The following is a 21,449-nucleotide window of genomic DNA, read 5'->3' on the forward strand; positions in this document are numbered from 1 at the left end:
TCCCTACTCGGCCTTGACGACCTGCATGCGGCCGGTCGCCGTGCGGGCGGAATATTGCGGACGGTACATGTCCTCCACCTGCGCGGCCGGGTGGTCGTAGGTGCCCGGGGTCACGGCGCGCACGACATAGGCGAGCGTCACCTCGCGGTTGTCGCCCGCGCTGCGGTTGAAGGCCGCGACGAAGCGGTCGTAGCGGAACTCCGTATGGGCCGGCTCGATCTCGCCGATCCAGTCGAAATTCGCCAGCTTCGCGCTGTCGACGAGGCTCGGATTGTCGATCTCGAAACCGGCGGGCAGGAGATCGGTGATGATGATGCGCGACGGCCAGTCATTGTGCTCCGTCACCTTCAGCACCACGACGTAGCGCTCGTTCTGCGTCGCCTCGGAGACGTTCGCCTCCTCGCCGTCGAGCGTGTAGTAGCTGCGCTCGATGGCAAAGCCGTCGCCGCCGGCCGGCAGCGGATCGGCCGGCGCCGCGACCGTCGTCAGCATGGCCGAGATGGGCTCGCCGGAGCGGTTGGCAACCGTCAGCGGGTTGTCCATCAGCGCCTTGCCCGTCATCTGCGCGGCATAGCCGCCGGAATGCGCGGTGCCGTTGATCTCGAGTGCCAGGCCCTTGTCGGCATCCTTCACGGACCGGGCGGCGAGCAGCATCCAGGTCTGTTCCTGCGTGCTGGTCCAGCGCTTGTCCTCCCACTGCTTGGCGACCAGCTTCGTCAGGTCCGGGATGATGGTCGGAACCGGACGGGCCTCGGCGGCCAGCGCCAGGATGGCGGCGCCGTCGCGCAGCGACGAACCGTAGTCGGTGCGCGAGAGGCTGGCGTTCATCACGCTGTCGCGCGACAGGCCGAGCGCGTTGGAGAAGATCGTCATCGAGCGCTGGGCATCGCCGTAGAGCCCGAGCGCAGCGGCAAGATGCGCGCGGGAGAGCGGCGAGGAGAACTCCGAGAGCTTTGTGTCGGCATAGTAGCGCAGGTCGCTGATGGCGGCCTTGCGGTTGCGGGCGAGCACGTAGAGCGCATAGGCGATCTCGTTGCCCTGGCTGGAGACGTTGACGTCGTAGGAGAGCGCGTTCTGCAGGTTGGAAAGCGCCTGCAGCATGGCCTGTTCCGGCACGTCGAACTTCTGCTCGCGGGCCCGTGTCAGGAAGTCCGTGACGAAGGCATCGAGCCACAGGTCGCCGTAGCTCGGCCCCCAGAGGCCGAAGCTGCCGGAGGAGGACTGGTTGGCGAGCACCCGGTAGATCGCATCCTGCACGCGCTTTTGCGTTTCCGTGTCCTCGGCAAGGCCGGACTGCTTGGAAAGCTCGCTGAGATAGAGCAGCGGCAGCGCGCGGCTGGTCGTCTGCTCCGTGCAGCCATAGGGATAGCGGTCGAGCGCCATCAGGAGCGCCGGGATGTCGAAGGCCGCGGCGCGCGACACGCTGAGGCTGACGGAGGCGCCGGCAAGCTGGCTGTCGGCCAGAAGCTGGTCGTCGATCGTCAGGCTGCCATTGGCGGCGATCTCGATCGGCCGGCGCGTGGTGATCGGCATGGCGGCCGGGCGCACCGGCACGTTGAGCGCCTGTTCCAGCGACAGGCCGTCGCCGTTCGAGAGCTTGACCGTCACGACGCCGTCGCCGGCCTCGCCGCCGATCAGCGGCAGGGTGAGCGCCGACTTGCCGCCGGGCTCGAGCCGCAGCGTCCGGCCGGCGCCGGTCTGCTCGACCATCACGGAGGCGTTGTGGGTGACCTCGACCGTGTAGTCGCCGGCCGGGGCATCGGTATTGGCGATGTCGAGCCTCAGGTCGGCGCGGTCTCCGGGGGCGAGGAATTTCGGCAGGCTCGCGGTCACGACGACCGGATCGCGGATGACGACGTCCTTCGACGCGCTGCCGACGCCGGTCTTCGTCCAGGCGACGGTCATGATGCGGGCCGTGCCGTTGAACTGCGGGATGTCGAAGCTGACCCTGGCCTTGCCTTCGGCATCGAGCTTCACGGGACCGGCGAAGAAGGCGACGAGCTTTTCGGTCGGCGGATTGCCCGACAGTGCCCCTTCGCCGCCATCACCGCCGGTGCGCAGCCGCCCCGTGGTGCCGAGCGAACCGTCGATCAGCCGGCCATAGAGGTCGCGGATCTCCATGCCGAGCCGGCGCTGGCCGAAGTACCAGCCGGCCGGATCGGGCGCTTCGTAGCGGGTGAGGTTGAGGATGCCGACATCGACGGCGGCGACCGTGACATAGGCCTCCTCGTCCGCGCCCGCACCGTCGATCGCAAGCGCGATGTCGAGCGGCTGGCGCGGCAGCGTCTTTTCCGGCACGTCGAGCGCGACGTTCAGCTTGCGGTCGGCGGGATCGACCTTCAGCCAGGTGATGCCGATGGCGCGCATCGGCATGCGGCTTTCCTGGTCGGTGCCCGGACGGAAGAGCGTCGCGGTGACATAGGAGCCGGGGCCCCATTCCCTGGTGACCGGGATTTCCACCTCGCCGCCCTCGGCGCCGATGGCGGCGGTCTTCGTGGCGATCAGGCTTTCGGCGCCGACGGTGATCAGCACCTGGCCGGCATGGCGCGGCGAGATCTTCAGCCTGGCCGTGTCGCCGACCGCATAGTTTTCCTTGTCGAGCGAGATTTCCAGCGCGTCCGGCGTTTCCGTCGATGTCGCGGCGACGTACCAGCCGGCGTCGAACTCGATGCTGGTCGCCGGGCCGTCCGGCTCGGCGCTTTCCACTTCGAGGCGATAGCGGCCCCAGGTGACCGGCACCGAGATGCGCCCGCCATCCGCGCCGGCATCGACCGTGCCATTGGCGATCTGCCTGGTCGCAAGCACCGGCTCGTAGCGCCAAGAGCTGCCCTCGCGATACCATTGGTAGTTCCGCTCGACGGCGAGCAGCTTCCAGGGCATGCCCTGCATCGCCTGCCTGGAGCCATCCGGCGCCACGGCGACGACATGGAAGTTGGCGACGCTGTTCTCCGGAAGCTCGCCGGTAAATTCCGGCTTCACGCCGATCATCGCGCCGGCTGCCCTGACCGGCAGGGTGAGGTTGCGTTCGACGGCGCGGCCGCCTTCCTCCATCATGCGCAGCGTGACCAGCGCCTCGAGGCGCTGGGTGGTCGAGGGAAGGTCGGCGACGTTCACCTCGAAGGTCGCCCTGCCGTCGTCGTCGAGTACGTCGAGGTCTTCGAGCGAGGTGGTGCTCTCCTCGAGCGCCTCCTCGTCGGCAAGGCCGAAGACGTAGCCGGGGAAGGCGGCGTCCTGGCGCGTCGGCTTCAGCGCGACGTCGCCCTCGATTTCAAGGCCGGCGCCCGGTGCGCCATAGAGATAGCGACCCTCGACGGAGACTTCGGCGGGAACGCCGGCCTCGATGGCCTTCGCTTCGCTCTTCATGTCGAATTCGATGCGGTCGGGCACGAAATCATCGACGAGGAACTGCTTTTCGCCGATCGCCGTGCCCTTGGGATCGGTGAAGATCTGCATGGTCCAGGTGCCGCGCATGCTGTTTTCCTGCAGCGGCAGGTCGACGGCATGGCCGCCGAGCGCGGCGCCGTCGCTGACGATGCGGCGGTCCTCCACGCCGTCCGGGCGGTTGAAGACGAAGGTGAGCGGCAGTTTTTCCACGGCATTGGCTTCGATGTCGCGGGCGAGCGCCGTCGCGTGCACCGTCTCGCCGGCGCGGTAGATGCCGCGCTCGGTCCAGGCGAGCACGTCGATGGCGCCCGGTGCCGGGCGGCCGGTGACGCCGCGGTCGGAAAGATCGAAGCCGGCGCGCGTCATGTCGAGGAAGACGAAGTCCGACGTGCCCTTCTTCGCGAGGATCACGGCGGGCGTGTTGGCGGCGGTGCCGCGCATCAGGCCGGCGGTGAAGGTCGCGCGGCCATCCGCATCGGTCGTCGCGGTGCCGAGCACCTCGTTGTTCTTGGCGATCAGCTGGAGCTCGACGCCGTCGAGCGGGCCGGCGCTGTCGAGCGAGCGGGCGAAGACGTTGAGGCCGTCCGTGCCGGCATAGGTGGTGAGGCCGACATCCGAGACGACGAACCATTGCGTCGCCTTGGCATCCCATTCGTTCGAGCGGCCGTTCGAGGCGGCGGCGGTCAGGACGTAGACGCCGGGCTTGCGTTCCGGCAGCGCCTCGTCGACCGGGAAGCTGGTGACGACGTCCTTGTTGAGCTCGGGCGAGATGTCGATCTTGCCTTCCCAGACCAGTTCGCCGTTCTCGTTTTCGATGCGGCTGGCGGAATAGCCGTCGAGCTGGGTGAGGAAGCGGCTTTCGGAGAGCAGCGAGGTGATCGCGCGGTCACCGACGCGGTAGAGCTTCAGGTCGGCGCTGTCGGTGTTGACGGAAACGATCGGGATGCCGCGGCGCACGCTTCCCGGCAGCACGAAGCCGTCGCCCGTGAAGCGCACCATGGCGGCGCGGTCCTGCACATAGACGTCGAGGTCGACGGCGGAAGCCAGCGGCTCGTCCACGGCGGAGGGCAGGCCGGGGCGGAACGCGATCTTGTAGCGCTGGCCGTGGGTGAGGCCCTCGACGCAGATCTGCCGGTCCTTGGCCTCCACGGCCTTCGGCGCCGCGCCGTCGAGCGTGACGAAGGAAGCATAGTCCGCGCCGGACTTGACAAGCGGTTCGGAGAACTCGACGCAGGCACGTGGGCTCGCGCTGTCGGAATCGATTGTGTGATTGACGACGCGGAAGCCCTGCCGGGCGCGAAGGCCGAGATAGGCCGAGCGCACCGCGACGTCCTCCTTCAGCGCGAGGCTCGCCTTGTAGGCGTTGATGCCGGCGCGGTAGTTGCTCGATTTGTCGAGCGTGTCGGCGAGCACGGCGAGTGCGCGGGCGCGGGTCTCCGTCGTGCGCGAAAGCTGGTAGGCGTTGATCGCTGCAAGCGCGCCCTGGCTGGCAAGATAGCTGTTGTTGACGGCGCGGCCCATGGATTCGGCGGTCTCGATCCAGAGATAGTAGTCGTCCGGCGCGAGCTTGAGCGCGCCCCTGAAGGCGATCAGCGCCTGGTCGAAGCGGCTGGAGGCCGTCTCGATGCGGCCGAGCGAGGCGAGGCTTTCGGCGCCCTGGCCGGTGTGCTGGGTGGCAAGCGACAGGTTATCGCGGAAGGAGCGGGCATCGTTCATCATGTAGTCGCTGATGAAGGCCAAGGCCGGCGGCGCGCCGATATCGGCGGCGACGTCCGCGCGCACGATCTTGCCGGCAACGGCGCCCTGGAAATGATTGAGCTGGTTGAAGTCGCTCTTCAGGAAGCACCACTTCACCTTGGGATTATAGGTGAAGGCGCGGCAGGACAGGTCGTCGATGCAGTCGGTCTTGCACTGGTCGAGCGTCACGTCCTGCACGGTGCGCAGGTCGAAACCGAAATAGTCGCTGTTTTCAGAGGTGACCACGGTGCGCGTTTCCTGTGCGCCTGCGGGAAGGGGAGGGGAGGCGACGGCAGCCAGAAGAAGTGCCGAGAAACCGAAGAATGCGCGCATAGACATGAAGTCCTCCTAACGCTGCCCATCTCGTTGCCGCCGCCACTGTCCAGACCCGGATGCGGCTTGTCAATCGAAAGACGGAGCGCGTCGGGAGGGCCGGAAGGGGTGGCGCATGGAACCAGGGGGAAGACGTTTCAGGTTTGCCGTTCAATCGCCGGGACCGAAAAATTTTTGGCGCGGCGTCGCGTTAACCTTTTGTTAACCATATCGGCGCAGACTTCGGATCACGGGCGAACGTTCTCTGTCATATCGCTGTAACAGCGGGCCGGTAGAAACTTCGTCAGACACGAAAGTCGTGTTTCGCAAGCGCGGTGACCACGGATGTACTGGCACCCGCGCGGAACACTTCCCCGGCCAGGCCGGGATGAGGAAGCGGGGGGATAACCCTCGCTTTTTTCATTTGCGCGCCGCCCTTTCGCGCTGGACCCTCCAGAAGGATTGCCCTACCCATGAAGCCCGCAGGACGGCCGTCCTGCCGGTTTCTCCCTGCTTTCCGGGACGGTTTCATGTCCGATGTCGCCCTCAATGTGTTGCCCATCTTCGCGCTGATCTTCATCGGCTGGCTGCTCGTACGCACCGGTTACCTGCGGGAGGCGCTGGGCGAGGGGCTGGGAGAGTTCGTCTTCCGGGTCGCCGTTCCCGTCCTGCTCTTCCGCACCATCGCGGAGGCGGATTTCGCCGGGGAATCGCCGCTGCGCATCTGGGTCGGCTATTTCGCCGGCGTCGCCTTCACCTGGACGGTGGCGCACCTCGTCGCCACGCTCGGTTTCAGGCGCGACCGGCGGATCGGCGTGCTTGCCGGCGTCTCTTCCGCCTTCGCCAACACCGTCTTCATCGGCCTGCCGCTGGTCTCGCGCATCGTCGGCGAGGAAGGGCTGGTGGCGATCTCGGTGCTGCTCTCCGTACACCTGCCCGTCATGATGATCGCCGGCACGATCCTGATGGAGCGGGCGGAACGCAAGGACGGCACGCGCGAGCCGCAGCGTATCGGCACGCTCCTCCTCGGCATCGGCAGGAGCCTGGTGCGCAATCCGCTGGTGATCGGCCTCGTCGCCGGGGCGCTGTTCCATACGGGTGGCGTGCCGCTCGCCGGCCCCGTGAAGGTGGTGGTCGACCAACTCGCGGGGGCGGCAGCGCCGGCGGCGCTCATCTCGATCGGCATGGCGCTCAACAAGTACAAGGTCGGCGGCAATGCCGGCATCGCGCTTGCGATGACCAGCCTCAAGCTCGTGCTGCTGCCGGGCTCCGTCTACGTCGCCTGCCGGCTGCTCGGCCTCAGCCCGGAATGGACGGCCGCCATGGTGCTGTGCTCCTCGGTGCCGACGGGCATCAATGCCTGGCTGCTCGCCAACCATTTCGGCGTCGGCCATGCGCTCGCCTCCTCGACGATCACCATGACGACGGCGCTCGGCGTCTTCACCGTCTCTTTCTGGGCCTGGCTTCTGGGGTGAAGCTGTTTCTCCGCGGCGGCAATAAAAAACCCGGCGCGATGGCCGGGTTTTTTTCGTCTCTAAAGCGCTGGCGTCTTACTGAGCCGGCTGCTCCGTCGTGGTGCCCTCGGTGGCGGTGCCGCCTTCGGCCGGGGCCGCGCCCTCGGTCGTCGTTGCGCCGCCTTCTGCGGGTGCGGCATCTTGCGTCGTCGTTGCGGCGCCATCGGCGGGCGCAGCACCTTCCGTCGTCGTGGCGGCGCCGTCAGCGGGAGCCGCGCCCTCGGTGGCGGTCGCGCCGTCGGCCGGCGCGGCGGAGCCTGCATCCGCGCCTTCGTTGGAGACGGTCGGCAGCGGCGCCGGATTGTCGGAAAGCGTGCGCAGATAGGCGATCAGGTTGGCGCGCTCGTCGTTCTTCTTCAGGCCGGCGAAGCCCATGGCGGTACCGGGAACGTGCTTCTTCGGCGCTTCCAGGAAGTAGCTGAGGTGATCGTAGTCCCAGAGGACCTTGTGGCCTTCGGAGAACGTGGTCATGCCGGCGGAGTAGCTGAAGCCCTCATGCGAGGCGACCGGGCGGTTCACGATGTCCCAGAGACCGGGTCCGACCTTGTTCGGTCCGCCCTTCTCCGAGGTGTGACAGCTCGCACATTTCTTGAAGGCCGTTTCGCCGGCGGCCGCATCGGCGGTGGCGAGCAGCGTGGCGATCGGAACGGTTGCAGCGGCTTCGCCGCCGCCGGCTGCCTCGCCGCCGGTTTCCTCGGCCACGATCGCGAAGCCTTCCTTCTCGGGGGCGCCCGAATGGAAAATGCCTTCAGAAGCGATCGACACGGACATAAGTACGAAAACGGTGCCGAGCAGGGCACCCACGCCCATGTTCACATAAGAGTTCATCCAAACGCTCCCCTAGGAACCGGCGGACGTGGCGCCGGCCAGTCTTGAAATCGCGCGGAACCTATGTCTTTTGCTGCTTCGTTGCAACAGTGATTGTAGCCCCCGCACTGAGACTTTTTGACACTTTTCCCGGGGGTTTTGAAGGGCTGCAGATGAATTCCGCCAATTTTGACAGGACCCTCGTCCTCATTCCCGCGCGCATGGCCTCGACCCGGCTTCCGGGCAAGCCGCTCGCCGATATTGCGGGCCTGCCGATGATCGTGCAGGTTGCGCGCCGCGCGGCCGAGGCCGATGTCGGGCGGATCGTCGTCGCCGTCGATCACCAGGATATCTTCGACGCGGTGGTGGCCGCCGGCTTCGAGGCGGTGATGACCCGCGTCGACCACCAGTCCGGTTCCGACCGCATCCATGAGGCGCTGACCAGAAGCGACCCCGAGGGCCGGGCCGAGATCATCATCAACGTGCAGGGCGACCTGCCGACGATCGACCCGGAAACGATCCGCGCCGCCCTTCGCCCGCTGGAGAACGCCGCGACCGACATCGCCACGCTGACCACCGAGATCCGCGACGAGGAGGAGAAGACCAACCCGAACGTCGTGAAGGTCGTCGGCTCGCCGCTTGGCGAGAACCGCCTGCGCGCCCTTTATTTCACGCGCGCGACGGCGCCGCACGGCAAGGGCCCGCTCTATCACCATATCGGCCTCTATGCCTACCGCCGAAAGGCGCTGGAAGCCTTTGTCGCGCTGAAGCCCTCGACGCTCGAAAAGCGGGAATCGCTGGAGCAGCTGCGCGCCCTCGAGGCGGGCATGCGCATCGATGCGGAGATCGTTGACACCGTTCCGCTGGGTGTCGATACTCCGGCCGACCTCGAAAAGGCCCGCGCGATGCTCGCGGCCAACCCCATCTGACACGGACCCCGCCATGATCATGAAGACCAACAGGATCGCCTTCCAGGGCGAGTTTGGCGCCAATTCCGACATGGCCAGCCGCGACATGTTCCCGAGCATGGAGCCGCTGCCCTGCCAGACCTTCGAGGATGCGTTCCTGGCCGTCGAGAATGGTGATGCCGACCTCGGCATGATCCCGATCGAGAACACGATCGCCGGCCGCGTCGCCGACATCCATCATCTGCTGCCGGAATCGCGGCTGCATATCGTCGGCGAATATTTCATGCCGATCCGCTTCCAGCTCATGGTGCTGCCGGGCGTGGCGAAGGACGAGATCCGCACCGTGCACAGCCATATCCATGCGCTCGGCCAGTGCCGCAAGATCGTCCGCCTCAACGGCTGGAAGCCGGTGATAGCGGGCGATACGGCAGGGGCGGCCAAGCTCGTCGCGGAGACCGGCGACCGCACCATGGCGGCGCTCGCCCCGCGGCTTGCGGCCGATCTCTACGGCCTCTCCATCGTCGCGGAGAATGTCGAGGACACGGAAAGCAACGTCACCCGCTTTGTCGTGCTGTCGCGCGATGCGGCGCCGGCGGAACGCGACGGGGACGAGATCATCGTCACCACCTTCGTCTTCAACGTGCGCAACATTCCGGCGGCTCTCTACAAGGCGCTCGGCGGCTTTGCGACGAACGGCATCAACATGACGAAGCTGGAAAGCTACCAGATCGGCGGCAAGTTCTACGCCACGCAGTTCTATGCCGATATCGAGGGCCATCCGGATGACCTGCCGGTGCGCCGCGCGCTGGAGGAGCTGCGCTTCTTCTCCGAAAAGGTCCGCATCCTCGGCACCTATCGCGCCCATCCGATGCGCAGCGCCTTCTGAAACTTGACGATCGTCAGGCGGGCCGGAACCGGCCCGCCGCAGGGGCATTTCCAAAGGAAGCGGGCCGCAGACGGCGGCCCCTTCCGGGAAAGGAGATGCCCATGCGCACGATCACCCACATAACGATCCTCGTCTCGCTGATGGTCAACGCCGTCGTCTTCGGCGTCGGCACCATCGCCATCCTCGCCGTGCCGGCGCTCAACGCGCAGGCCAAATACCTGCTGCCGGCCTGGATCGTCGTCACCTTCCTCATAAGCCCCGTCATCGCCCGGCTTCTGGCGCCGCGCCTCCGGCTGCGCGAGCATCCGGGCGACCGGCCGCATCTCGGCTGGCGCTGAGCGGCTCAGACCGCCCAGTCCAGCCAGTCGCGCATCAGGCGATGCGCGATGGCGCCCTTCGGCGGCGGGGTCGTGGCGCCGGGCGCAACGCCGGACATGGCGCTGCGCGCGATCATCGCCGCCGTCTCCTCGCGGGTGAACCAGCGGCAATCCTCCAGTTCCTGCTCGTCACGGCGGATGTCGAAGGAGATCGCCTCGCCGTAGCAGCCGATCATCAGCGAATGCGGCATCGGCCAGGGCTGCGAGGCATGGTAGCGCACGCGCCCGACCTTGATGCCGGATTCCTCCAGCGTCTCGCGGCGCACCGTATGCTCGATCGTCTCGCCCGGCTCCAGGAAGCCGGCGAGGCAGGAATACATGCCCTCCGGGAAATGCGGCGAGCGGCCGAGCAGGCAGAGGTCCCGCTCGATGTCGATGATCAGCATGATGGCGACCGGATCGGTGCGCGGGAAGATCGTGTGGCTGCACGCCTCGCAGACGCGGCGGTAGCCGCCGATCTCCGAGCGCGTCGGCGCGCCGCACTTGCCGCAGAAGCGGTTGTTGCCGTTCCAGGTCATCAGGCTGGAGGCCTGGGCGAACTGGCCGAGCAGGTCGTCGTCGAGCATCTGCTGGCGGTAGAGCGTGCGCCCGTCCGCCGCCCTCAGCGGCTCCTGCAGGGTCTCGGGATCGGCCCTGACGGGGATCGCCAGCCGCGGCTCGCCGTTCTTCAGGTAGCCGAGCAGGATGGCCTCCTCCGGCACTGGACCGAGCTCGGCCAGCTCATAGGGCGCAAACAGCGGGTCAATGATCTTCTCGTCATGCTTGACGACGAGCTTTCCTCCGGCGATCGCGAAGGCATGCACGGTCTCGGCCTTGAAGGCCTGTTCCAGGCAGTCCGGCGCGCGGTGCTCCGACTGGCGGTCGAGGCTGTTCTCCGCGAAGGCCACCATGGTGCTGGGTTCGGGGTGCGGGCGGTAGAGGTCGAAGAGCGATGGCTTCATGGCGTGAGCGCGTCCAGGATCTTGGCCGCGAGGGCCTTGGTTTCGTCGGCCGAGCGCGGCTCGGCGGTGCCGAAACCCCAGACGGGGCCGGGCCAGTTCGGGTCGCCCTCGCTGCGCGCGATGACATGGACGTGCAGCTGGCGGACGATGTTGCCGAGCGCGGCGACGTTGATCTTCTCCGCCCCGGTCACCTTCTTCAGCGCTTCGGCGACCAGGGTCGTCTCGAAGGTCAGCATGGTCTGGTCGAGCGGCGTCAGGTCGAAGATCTCGCTGACATCCGGCCGCTGCGGCACCAGCATCAGCCAGGGCCAGCGGCCGTCCTTCATCAGGCGCAGCTCGCAAAGGCCGATCTTCGTCAGAAGGTCGCTGTCGCGCACGATCCGTTCGTCAAGGTGAAAGTCGCTCAAGGGGGTCTCCCGGCATGCCTGTTTTCTAGAGTCATGCCACGGCATCCAAATTCGCTCCAACAGTTTTTTATCGGCCGCGCTTGCATTCGGATGGAATATTGCCGATATGGGGGACGGGAGGTTGGTGGTGGACGAGCCACTCGCCAACCGGGTCAGGTCCGGAAGGAAGCAGCCCTAACGAGCCCCGGCACGGGTCATCGTGCCAGCCTCCCACCTTACCGTCCTGATCCTGGCCGTCCTGTCGGGACTGAAAGTTCGATTAGCGGCAGGGTCTATGAGCGACGTAACCCCCAATCCGTCCAGCGAAAAACCCGCCGCCTACCGGGTTCTCGCGCGAAAATACCGCCCCAAGGATTTCTCCGACCTGATGGTCGGCCAGGAGCCGATGGTCCGCACGCTGACCAATGCGTTCGAGACCGGGCGCATCGCGCAGGCCTATATGCTGACCGGCGTTCGCGGCGTCGGCAAGACGACGACCGCCCGCATCCTCGCGCGCGCGCTCAATTACAAGACATCCGAGATCGACCGCCCGACGATCGACCTTCGCGTGCCCGGCGAGCATTGTCAGGCCATCATGGAAGGCCGGCATGTCGACGTCATCGAGATGGACGCCGCCTCCCATACCGGCATCGACGACATCCGCGAGATCATCGAGCAGGTGCGCTACCGTCCGGTCTCGGCGCGCTACAAGGTCTATATCATCGACGAAGTGCACATGCTCTCGACGCAGGCCTTCAACGGCCTCTTGAAGACGCTCGAGGAGCCGCCGGAACACGTCAAGTTCATCTTCGCGACGACCGAGATCCGCAAGGTCCCGATCACCGTCCTGTCGCGCTGCCAGCGCTTCGACCTGCGGCGCATCGGCGCCTCCGACCTTGTCGGCCTCTTCACCACCATCCTGGGCAAGGAAGGCGTGGAGTTCGAGCCGGATGCGCTCGCCATGATCGCCCGCGCCGCCGAGGGCTCGGCCCGCGACGGCCTGTCGCTGCTCGACCAGGCGATCGCCCATGGCGGCGGCCGCGTCGAGGTGAACGCCGTGCGCGGCATGCTCGGCCTTGCCGACCGCGCGCGCATCGTCGATCTCTTCGAACATGTCGTGAAGGGCGATGCCGCCGCCGCGCTCGCCGAGTTTTCCGCGCAATACGAGGCCGGCGCCAGCCCGCCCGTCGTGCTGACGGACCTTGCAGACTTCACCCATCTCGTCACGCGCATGAAATATGTGCCCGATGCGAGCGGCGACCAGTCTCTGAGCGAGATCGAGCGTGTGCGCGGCGTCGAGTTCGCCAATTCCATCGCCGTCACCGCGCTGTCGCGCATGTGGCAGATGCTGCTGAAGGGCATTCCGGAGACGGAGGCTTCCAGCCGCCCGGCGGGCGCTGCCGAGATGGTCATCATCCGCCTCGCGCACGCCGCCAACCTGCCGTCGCCGGAAGAGGCGGCCCGTCGCCTCGCCGAGCTCTCGGGCGGCGAGGGCGGCGGCAATGGCGCGCGCGCCCTCCAATCCGGCGGCTATGGCGGCAATGGCGGCCAGCCGACGGCGCAGGCCTCGGTCGCCGCCGTTTCCCGTTCGCCGGAGGCACCGGCCCAGCGCGCCCAGTCGGGCGGCGCGGCGGTGACCATGCTGCGTCCCGTGCCGCAGGCCGAGCCCGCATCCCAGCCGCTCGGCCGTATCGAGACCGCCCCGGCCGAGCAGCCGGCCGCCGAGCCGAAGGTACCGGTTAAGTCGGTCGCCGACATTGCCGACCTCTGCACGAAGAACCGCGACATCCGCCTGCGCGCCCTCGTGCGCGCCTTCGTGCGGCCGGTCAGCGTGGAGGCGGGGCGCCTCGAGATCAGCCTTGCCAACGATGCGCCGAAGTCGCTCGTCAACGACCTGTCGAACCGGCTGCAGGAATGGACCGGCATCCGCTGGATGGTGATCCTGTCGCGCGAACCGGGCGGGCCGACGCTGGCCGAGGCCGAGACGATGGCGCAGGAAGCGCGCGTTGCCGATGCGCGCCAGGATCCCGACGTGGCCGCCATCCTGCAGCGCTTCCCGGGCGCCAAGATCATGGACGTGCGCATCAAGGTCCAGGAAACGGAAGACGAGCCCGAGACCGTCGAGGTCGCGGCCGTCGCGGAATCCGCCGAGGGCGACATCCTGCCCGGCGACGATATCGAACACTAGCAGTTCCAGCCGAGGTGCATGGCGGAATTGCACGAAAACAAATGCTCTAACATCCAGTCAGAAAGAGGAGAGGCCGATGCGCGACATCATGGGCATGATGGGCAAGGTCAAGGAAATGCAGGCCAAGATGGAGAAGATGCAGGAGGAGATCGCCGCCCTTCAGGTGAACGGCACCTCCGGCGGCGGCCTCGTCTCGGTCACGCTCGACGGCAAGGGCAATCTCAAGGGCCTGAAGATCGACCCCTCGCTCTTCAAGGAAGACGACGTGGAAATCCTCGAGGACCTGATCGTCGCGGCTCACAAGGACGCCAAGGACAAGGCCGAGGCCGAGGCCGCCGAGAAGACCAAGGCGCTGACCGCCGGCCTGCCGATCCCGCCCGGCTTCAAACTGCCGTTCTGATCCTGTAGGGTCACGCTTTCCGCGGAGGACCTTCGATGAGCCTGATGACCCTCGTTGTCTTTGCCGGCGCGCTGATGATGGCGGCCGGCTCGCCCGGCCCGAGCATCGCGGCGCTTGTCGCCCGCGTGCTGTCGCGCGGGGCAAGGGACGTGCTGCCCTTCCTCGCCGCCATGTGGATCGGCGAGGGCATCTGGCTCACCTGCGCCGTGCTCGGCCTTGCGGCCATCGCCGAGACCTTCCATGCCGCCTTCGTCGCCATCAAGTGGCTGGGCGTCGCCTACCTGCTCTATCTCGCCTGGAAGATGTGGTTCGCGCCGGTGGAGACCGGCGACGGCGCCCTGCCGGAGGCGCGCTCGGGCGCAAAGCTGTTCTTCGCCGGCCTGACGGTGACGCTCGGCAATCCGAAGATCATGATGTTCTACGTCGCGCTCCTGCCGGCGATCATCGATCTCGGCGCCGTTACCCTCGTCGGCTGGGCCGAACTGGTCGCGACCATGTTCGTCGTGCTGGTCGCGATCGACCTTGCCTGGGTCTTCCTCGCCTCGCGCGCCCGGCTGTTCCTGAAAAGCCCGCGCGCCGTGCGCATCGCCAACCGCCTCAGCGCCGGCACCATGGCCGGTGCCGCGGCGGCCATCGCCACCCGCTGATCAGCCGGTGAGGGCCGCGCGCAGCTTGTCGTTGATCGGGGCGGCGAGATAGCGCAGCCGGTCTTCCTCCGAAACGTTCTTGCCATAGGTGCGCAGCAGCTCCGGCATGGTCACCGGCGCGCCGTCGAAGGGCGTATAGGTTGCCGGGTCACCGGCCTGGATCACCCCGTCCCGCAGCACGCGGCAGTAAAAACCCGGCCGGCCCGCCTGCATGAAGCGTTTCGCAAAGGCCGGGTCGCCCATGCGGGCGGTCAGCGTGTTGCAGGGAATGCGCGTCGAGGTCACTTCGAGCAGCACGCTCTCCGTCTCGATCCGGTCTCCGACCGAGACGCTGCGGCTGTCGAGGCCCTCGATGACGAGGTTCTCGCCGAAGGTTCCCGGCTCCAGCGTACGGCCGAGTTCCTTCGACCACCAGGCAAGGTCGATCGCGCCGAGGCCGTAGACCGCCTGCTCCGGCCCGCCATGGTGTTTCCGGTTGCAGATCGCGTCGCCCAGCAGGCCCTCGCGGTCGACGACCACGGCCGCATCGGTCGGCGTCTTGAAAATGCCCGTCTTGTAGCTTTTGCCGGGAAGCGGACGGGTAAGGCCCGTGCAAACGGCGAGAATTCTGATCAAGCGCTGCCTCCAGCAAGATGGATTCCGTTTCCCTTGGATATGGGCTAGATACCGGCAATGGCAAAACGAGTCACCGGCCCCGAAATCGAAAAACTCATCCAGCTCCTGGCGAAGGTGCCGGGCCTCGGCCCGCGCTCGGCGCGCCGCGCCGCGCTGCATCTCGTCAAGAAGAAGGACCAGCTGCTCGGCCCGCTCGCCGATGCGATGGGCGAGGCGCATCGCAAGGTGCGCATCTGCTCGTGCTGCGGCAATGTCGATACGAGCGATCCCTGCACCGTCTGCACGGACGTGCGGCGCGACCATGCGGTCATCATCGTCGTCGAGGACGTGTCTGACCTCTGGGCGCTGGAGCGCGCCGGCGCGATGAACGCGGCCTACCATGTGCTCGGCGGCACGCTCTCGCCGCTCGACGGCGTGGGACCCGACGATCTCAACATCCGCGGCCTCGTCGATCGCGTTGTCAAGGGCGGCGTGCGCGAACTGATCATCGCCGTCAACGCCACCGTAGAGGGGCAGACGACGGCGCACTACATCACCGACCAGCTCTCCGGCCTCGAGGTGAAGATCACCCGGCTCGCCCATGGCGTGCCGGTCGGCGGAGAGCTGGACTATCTCGACGAAGGAACCTTGACGGCCGCCTTGCGCGCCCGCACGGCGATTTGAGGGAGATCTGTTCATGCTAGGCTGGCTTTTACGGCTCACCCCCCTCTGCCCTGCCGGGCATCTCCCCCTCAAGGGGGGAGATCAGCTTGGGGCGAGGCCATGCCACGATTCGATCTCCCCCCCTGTGGGGGAGATGCCCGGCAGGGCAGAGGGGGGTATGGCCACCCGCCTCGCATCGCTCCTCACGCTTGCAGTCATCGCGATGGCCCTTCCCGCCCAGGCCGCCTCCAAGGCCGAGGTGGAAAAAATGTTCCGCGCCTGGATCGACAACGACCTCTGGCCGGCCGCGCAGAAGACCGGCGTCAGCGAAAAGACATTTCGCGCGGCGATGCAGGGCGTGGTGCTCAACTGGGACCTGCCCGACCTCGTGCCGCCCGGCTCAAGGCCGAAGACGGAGCAGGCGCAGAGCCAGGCGGAGTTCTCCTCACCCGGCGCCTATTTCTCTGAGAAGCGCCTGCAGGGGCTGGCGGGAACGGGAAGCCGGCTCGCCAAGACCCACGCCGCGACCTTGCGCAGGATCGAGCAGCGCTTCGGCGTGCCGGGCGAGATCATCGTCGCCGTCTGGGGCCGGGAATCCGGCTTCGGCAGCGCGAAGATCCCTTATTCGGCCGTGGAGGTGCTCGCCACCAAGGCCTTTATGTCGACGCGCAAGGACATGTTCCGCAAGGAGCTGATCGCGGCGCTGCATATCGTCGACGGCGGCGACCGGACGGTGGCTGAGTTGAAGGGTTCGTGGGCCGGCGCACTCGGCCAGCCGCAGTTCATGCCCACCAGCTTCCTGCAATATGCCGTCGATTTCGACGGTGACGGCGTGCGCGACATCTGGGGTTCGGTGCCGGACAGCCTCGCCTCGATCGCCAACTACCTCGCCAAGAAGGGCTGGCAGGCGGGCCGCGGTTGGGGCTACGAGGTATCGATCCCGGCGGGCGTCTCCTGCGCGCAGGAAGGGCCGGATCTGGCAAAGCCCATCTCCGCATGGGCGTCGAGCGGCATCACGCGCATTTCCGGCAAGGGTTTTCCCTCCGGCGAGGCGAAGGCGTCCGGCATGATGCTTGTCCCGGCCGGCACGCACGGGCCGGAATTCATCGTCACGCCGAATTTCTACGTGCTCAAGGAATACAACAATTCCGACCTCTATGCCCTCTTCATCGGCAACCTTGCCGATCGCATCGCCTACGGCAGCGGCCCGTTCCGCGGCGCATGGGGCGATGTCGGCAAGATGCTGCGCTCGGATGTGCTCGCCATGCAGAAGGCGCTCGTCGCCAAGGGCTACGATGTCGGCAAGGTCGACGGCCTGCCGGGCTACAAGACCCGCCGCTCGCTCGGCGACTGGCAGGCCAAGAGCGGCCTGACGCCGACCTGCTATCCGGATGCCTCGCTCAAGGCGAAGCTTCGGTAGGGTTCCCGCCCATCCGGCTGGCAGGAACGGGACGGGCCTCGGCGCCTCAATGGATGTCGATCTGCCGCTTAAAGCGCTCGTATTCGTGCGGCACGATCGTCTGCCGCTCGATCATGCGGTGGACGCGCGGTGGTTCGGCGCCGCTGTGCAGCAGGCGCAGCTTCTCGCCGTTGGCGGCATCGGCATGGGTGCGGCGCTGGTTGTGGCGCACATATTCCACCCAGGTCGGCACATGGTAGGTCTCGGTCCAGACCGTCGGGTTCTCGAGGTCGCGCATCAGCGCCCACTGGCCGGCGCCGTCGCGGATGCGGATGCGCCGCCGTTCGGTCATCGCCTCCAGGAATTCCGGTATGTCGCCTTCGGCGATCTCGTAGTCGATCAGAACGACGATCGGGCCGCTGCGCGGCTTCAGGTCGAGCGGCAGGTCCGGCTCGCTGAAGCGGTTGAGCGGATCGACATTGAGGCTCTGCAGCTCGGGAAGCTTGAAGCGCAGGCCGAGCGCCGCACCGGCGATCATCACGACGGCCGAGGCGAGGAGCGCGGCTTCGGCGCCGTGCGTGTCGGCCGTGGTGCCCCAGAGCCAGCTGCCCGCGGCAATGCCGCCGAAGGTGGTCGTCTGGTAGAGCGAGAGCGCGCGGGCGACGACCCAGCGCGGCGTCGAAAGCTGCACTGTCGTGTTGAACAGCGAGAGCGCCATGACCCAGGAGGCGCCGGCGATCAGCAGCACGGCCCCGGTCAGCAGCGCCGAGGCGCTGACCGCCGAAACCCCGGCGCTGACGGCAAAGCCGGTGAAGGCGAGACGGGCAATGGTCTCCGTCGCGAAGCGCTCGCGCACCCGCGCATTCATCAGCGCGCCGCCGATCGCCCCGAGCCCGAAACAGCCGAGCAGGATGCCGTAGGTCAGCGGCCCGCCCGAAACGAGGTCGCGGGCGATCAGCGGCAGGAGCGAGAGGATGGAGCTCGTCGCAAGGCCGAAGGCGAAGCCGCGCAGGAGCACCTTGCCGAGGTTCGGCGACATGGAGACGTAACGCAGGCCCGCCGATATGGCACGACCGAAATCCTCGCGCGGCAGGCCGCTCGGCGAGATGTTCGGCTTCCAGCGGAAAAGCGCATAGAGGAGGGCGAAATAGCTGAGCGCATTGGCGGCGAAGGCGGCGGCGGCCCCCGCCGCGGCGACGATCGCGCCGCCGATGGCCGGGCCGACGCTGCGGGTGAGGTTGAAGCCCATGCTGTTGAGCGAGACGGCGGCGGGAAGGTCCTCGCGCGGCACCATGTCGCCGACGGAGGCCTGCCAGGCCGGATTGTTGAGCGCCGTGCCGCAGCCGAGCAGGAAGGTGAAGGTCAAAAGCAGCCAGGGCGTGATGACGCCGTACCACGTACAGAGCGTCAGGCCGATCGCGACGGCCAGCATGAAACACTGCGCCGTCAGCATCAGCTTGCGCCGGTCGAAATTGTCGGCGAGCGCACCGGCGGCGACGGAGAACAGCATGATCGGCAGCGAGGTCGAGGCCTGCACCAGCGCCACCATGTTGGCCGAGGAGGTGATCGAGGCCATCATCCAGGCCGCGCCGACGGACTGGATGAGCCCGCCGAAATTGGAGATCAGGCTCGCCGCCCAGATCACCCGAAAGGTTTCGTTCCTGAAAGGGGCGAGGGGGGATGTCCGGTCTGGCACAGGCAGGCACTCATTCTCGACGCAGCGTTGTCGACAATCTAGTCCATAGGACGAAAGGGGCAAGCCGGTGGCGGCAAAAGCTGTGCGATCCCGCCGCCCACAGGTGAGCAGGAGGGCCGACCTTGCAATTGTGACAGACACGGTCTATATCAGCCGCAAATTCTTGATCGTCAGATGAAGAGTGGGCCCGCGAGGACCCGCTCTTTTTTATTGGCCCGATCGAGTGCATGATAACGACTATCCCGGGAGGGCATGTCATGTCCGACACGAGTGAAACAGGAAATGCGGCGATCGAGCCGCGGCTGATCGTCGAGACCGGCCTCGACCGGCGCGTGGCCGACATCATCGAGCCGACCATCGAGCAGATCGGTTACCAGCTGGTGCGCGTGCGCCTCTCGGCGCAGAACGGCGCGACGCTGCAGATCATGTGCGAGCGGCCGGACGGCACGATGACGGTCGAGGACTGCGAGCAGGTCTCGATGGCCGTCTCGCCGGTGCTCGACGTTGAGGATCCGATCGACAAGGCGTATCATCTCGAGGTCTCGTCGCCCGGCATCGACCGGCCGATGGTCCGCAAGTCGGACTTCTCGCGTTGGCTCGGCCATCTGCTGAAATGCGAGACGTCGATCCTCGTCGATGGGCGCAAGCGCTTCCGCGGCACGATCACGGCGGCGGACGAAAACGGCTTCACCCTGGAGCGGGACCAGCCCGCCGCCGGCGACGAGCCGACGGTCGTCATCCCCTTCACGGCGCTTGCCGAGGGCCGGCTGATCCTGACCGACGACCTGATCCGCGATGCGCTGGCCGCCGACAAGAAGGCCAAGGCTGCGCAGGCCGCGAACCAGAACGACGAAGACGGCGACGAATAAGTTTGTGAGTGCGTTCCGTCCCGGGGGCGTTTGCCCCTTTTGCGGGCGGGGCGGAGAGGACGGAACCGGAGCGGCGCGCCGCTCCCCGATGCCGGAGGCCAAGGCCCCGGCCTGACCATGGAGACCTGAGACAATGGCAGTCAGTGCGAACCGGCTTGAGCTTCTGCAGATCGCGGATGCCGTGGCCCGTGAAAAGGTCATCGACCGCGAGATCGTGCTTGCCGCGATGGCCGACGCCATCCAGAAGGCGGCCCGCTCGCGTTACGGCACGGAATCGAACATCCGCGCCGACATCAATTCCAAGACCGGCGAAATCCGCCTCCAGCGCCTGCTGGAAGTCGTCGAGCACGCCGAGGACTATTCGACCCAGATCCCGCTGGAACTGGCGCGCGACCGCAACCCGGACGCCAAGCTCGGCGATTTCATCGCCGATCCGCTGCCGCCGATGGATTTCGGCCGCATCGCCGCCCAGTCGGCCAAGCAGGTCATCGTGCAGAAGGTGCGCGAGGCCGAGCGTGACCGTCAGTACGATGAATACAAGGATCGTATCGGCGAGATCGTCAACGGCACGGTCAAGCGCGTCGAATACGGCAACGTCATCGTCGACCTCGGCCGCGGCGAAGGCATCATCCGCCGCGACGAGATGATCCCGCGCGAGAACATGCGCTACGGCGACCGCGTCCGCGCCTTCGTCTACGACGTGCGCCGCGAGCAGCGTGGCCCGCAGATCTTCCTGTCGCGCACCCATCCGCAGTTCATGGTGAAGCTGTTCACCATGGAAGTGCCGGAAATCTACGACGGCGTCATCCAGATCAAGTCGGTCGCCCGCGATCCCGGCTCGCGCGCCAAGATCGCCGTCATCTCGAACGATTCGTCGATCGATCCGGTCGGCGCATGCGTCGGTATGCGCGGCTCCCGCGTCCAGGCCGTCGTCGGCGAACTGCAGGGCGAGAAGATCGACATCATTCCGTGGTCGCAGGATCCGGCCTCCTTCATCGTCAACGCCCTGCAGCCGGCGGAAGTCGCCAAGGTGGTTCTTGATGAGGATGCCGAGCGCATCGAAGTGGTCGTTCCGGACGAGCAGCTCTCGCTCGCCATCGGCCGCCGCGGCCAGAACGTGCGCCTCGCCTCGCAGCTGACCGGCTGGGACATCGACATCCTGACGGAAGCCGAGGAGTCCGAGCGCCGCCAGAAGGAATTCAACGAGCGCACCAACCTGTTCATGGATTCGCTCGACGTCGACGAGATGGTCGGCCAGGTGCTTGCTTCCGAAGGCTTCGCCGCCGTCGAGGAACTGGCCTATGTCGATCTCGACGAAATCGCCTCGATCGACGGCTTCGACGAGGACACGGCCCAGGAAATCCAGACCCGCGCCCGCGAATATCTCGACCGCATCGAGGCCGAGATGGATGCCAAGCGCAAGGAGCTCGGGGTTTCCGACGACCTGCGCCAGATCGACGGCATGACGGGCCAGATGCTCGTCGCGCTCGGCGAGGACGGCATCAAGACGATGGAAGATTTCGCCGGCTGCGCCGCCGACGACCTCGTCGGCTGGTCGGAGCGCAAGGACGGCGAGACGAAGAAGTTCGAGGGCCTGTTCTCGAAGTTCGAGGTCTCGCGCGCCGAAGCCGAAGCCATGATCGTCCAGGCGCGCCTTGCGGCCGGCTGGATCACGGAAGAGGACATCGCGGCTGAAGAGCCGGCTGTCGACGGGGCCGAGCAGGACGCCTGACGGCGTCCC

The 21,449-nt window shown here is 66.9% G+C and carries 17 protein-coding genes and 1 other RNA gene; 12 read left to right on the plus strand and 6 right to left on the minus strand.

The window, feature by feature from the left end:
• Positions 1–3 precede the first annotated feature (3 nt).
• The gene (locus tag AABF56_RS22170; protein ID WP_272807395.1) at positions 4–5,454 is read right to left on the minus strand and encodes an alpha-2-macroglobulin family protein; all 5,451 of its coding nucleotides are present in this window, start codon (positions 5,452–5,454) and stop codon (positions 4–6) included.
• 509 nt (positions 5,455–5,963) lie between these two features.
• On the opposite strand from AABF56_RS22170, the gene AABF56_RS22175 reads away from it, so the two are divergent.
• Entirely contained in the window at positions 5,964–6,908 is a 945-nt protein-coding gene (locus tag AABF56_RS22175) for an AEC family transporter (RefSeq protein WP_244767440.1), read from the plus strand.
• 75 nt (positions 6,909–6,983) lie between these two features.
• On the opposite strand, the gene AABF56_RS22180 is transcribed toward AABF56_RS22175, so the two are convergent.
• Positions 6,984–7,775, minus strand: coding sequence for a c-type cytochrome (locus tag AABF56_RS22180; protein WP_272804350.1), 792 nt, complete (start codon positions 7,773–7,775; stop codon positions 6,984–6,986).
• Between the two features lie 152 nt (positions 7,776–7,927).
• On the opposite strand from AABF56_RS22180, the gene AABF56_RS22185 reads away from it, so the two are divergent.
• The 3 genes from AABF56_RS22185 (at position 7,928) to AABF56_RS22195 (ending at position 9,886) form a co-directional block, all read left to right on the plus strand.
• A complete protein-coding gene (locus tag AABF56_RS22185) occupies positions 7,928–8,683 on the plus strand; it encodes a 3-deoxy-manno-octulosonate cytidylyltransferase (RefSeq protein ID WP_272804351.1) in 756 nt (251 codons plus the stop codon).
• A 13-nt stretch (positions 8,684–8,696) separates the two neighbouring features.
• Positions 8,697–9,548 (plus strand): prephenate dehydratase, encoded by an 852-nt coding sequence (locus AABF56_RS22190; RefSeq protein WP_244767443.1) that lies wholly within the window; start codon positions 8,697–8,699, stop codon positions 9,546–9,548.
• Positions 9,549–9,649: 101 nt separating this feature from the next.
• Positions 9,650–9,886 carry a hypothetical protein gene (locus tag AABF56_RS22195; RefSeq protein ID WP_244767444.1) on the plus strand — a complete coding sequence of 79 codons (237 nt, stop codon included), beginning with the start codon at positions 9,650–9,652 and terminating at the stop codon, positions 9,884–9,886.
• 5 nt (positions 9,887–9,891) lie between these two features.
• Here the strand turns inward: AABF56_RS22195 and nudC are convergent, their stop codons facing one another.
• Both nudC and AABF56_RS22205 read right to left on the minus strand, forming a co-directional pair.
• The gene (nudC, locus tag AABF56_RS22200) at positions 9,892–10,866 is read right to left on the minus strand and encodes an NAD(+) diphosphatase (RefSeq protein ID WP_272804352.1); all 975 of its coding nucleotides are present in this window, start codon (positions 10,864–10,866) and stop codon (positions 9,892–9,894) included.
• Positions 10,863–11,318 carry an HIT domain-containing protein gene (locus AABF56_RS22205; protein ID WP_443021081.1) on the minus strand — a complete coding sequence of 152 codons (456 nt, stop codon included), beginning with the start codon at positions 11,316–11,318 and terminating at the stop codon, positions 10,863–10,865. The genes nudC and AABF56_RS22205 overlap by 4 nt, the downstream gene beginning before the upstream one ends.
• Positions 11,319–11,389: 71 nt before the next feature.
• Between AABF56_RS22205 and ffs the strand changes: the two genes are divergently transcribed.
• The 4 genes from ffs to AABF56_RS22225 all read left to right on the plus strand — a co-directional run bounded on the left by ffs (position 11,390) and on the right by AABF56_RS22225 (position 14,487).
• Positions 11,390–11,487, plus strand: an RNA gene (ffs, locus tag AABF56_RS22210) — signal recognition particle sRNA small type.
• Between the two features lie 60 nt (positions 11,488–11,547).
• Complete coding sequence (locus tag AABF56_RS22215; protein WP_272804354.1) at positions 11,548–13,440, plus strand: DNA polymerase III subunit gamma/tau; 1,893 nt, start codon at positions 11,548–11,550, stop codon at positions 13,438–13,440.
• Between the two features lie 76 nt (positions 13,441–13,516).
• The gene (locus AABF56_RS22220) at positions 13,517–13,840 is read left to right on the plus strand and encodes a YbaB/EbfC family nucleoid-associated protein (RefSeq protein WP_064328809.1); all 324 of its coding nucleotides are present in this window, start codon (positions 13,517–13,519) and stop codon (positions 13,838–13,840) included.
• Positions 13,841–13,875: 35 nt separating this feature from the next.
• On the plus strand, positions 13,876–14,487 hold the full coding sequence (locus tag AABF56_RS22225) for a LysE family translocator (protein WP_272804355.1): 612 nt from the start codon (positions 13,876–13,878) through the stop codon (positions 14,485–14,487).
• Here AABF56_RS22225 and AABF56_RS22230 read toward each other — a convergent pair whose 3' ends face one another.
• On the minus strand, positions 14,488–15,099 hold the full coding sequence (locus AABF56_RS22230) for an MOSC domain-containing protein (protein ID WP_272807396.1): 612 nt from the start codon (positions 15,097–15,099) through the stop codon (positions 14,488–14,490).
• Positions 15,100–15,159: 60 nt separating this feature from the next.
• Between AABF56_RS22230 and recR the strand changes: the two genes are divergently transcribed.
• Positions 15,160–15,765, plus strand: coding sequence for a recombination mediator RecR (gene recR, locus AABF56_RS22235; protein ID WP_244767449.1), 606 nt, complete (start codon positions 15,160–15,162; stop codon positions 15,763–15,765).
• A gap of 157 nt (positions 15,766–15,922) precedes the next feature.
• Complete coding sequence (locus AABF56_RS22240) at positions 15,923–17,164, plus strand: lytic murein transglycosylase (protein ID WP_272804356.1); 1,242 nt, start codon at positions 15,923–15,925, stop codon at positions 17,162–17,164.
• Between the two features lie 46 nt (positions 17,165–17,210).
• Here the strand turns inward: AABF56_RS22240 and AABF56_RS22245 are convergent, their stop codons facing one another.
• Positions 17,211–18,839: an MFS transporter gene (locus AABF56_RS22245; protein ID WP_244767450.1), complete on the minus strand. Its 1,629-nt coding sequence runs from the start codon at positions 18,837–18,839 to the stop codon at positions 17,211–17,213.
• A gap of 257 nt (positions 18,840–19,096) precedes the next feature.
• Between AABF56_RS22245 and rimP the strand changes: the two genes are divergently transcribed.
• Both rimP and nusA read left to right on the plus strand, forming a co-directional pair.
• Entirely contained in the window at positions 19,097–19,708 is a 612-nt protein-coding gene (gene rimP, locus AABF56_RS22250; RefSeq protein ID WP_272804357.1) for a ribosome maturation factor RimP, read from the plus strand.
• Between the two features lie 133 nt (positions 19,709–19,841).
• Entirely contained in the window at positions 19,842–21,440 is a 1,599-nt protein-coding gene (gene nusA, locus AABF56_RS22255; RefSeq protein ID WP_064328814.1) for a transcription termination factor NusA, read from the plus strand.
• Positions 21,441–21,449 lie beyond the last annotated feature (9 nt).

This window comes from Shinella sp. WSC3-e (assembly GCF_945994535.1).
GTDB classification, from domain to species: Bacteria; Pseudomonadota; Alphaproteobacteria; order Rhizobiales; family Rhizobiaceae; genus Shinella; species Shinella yambaruensis.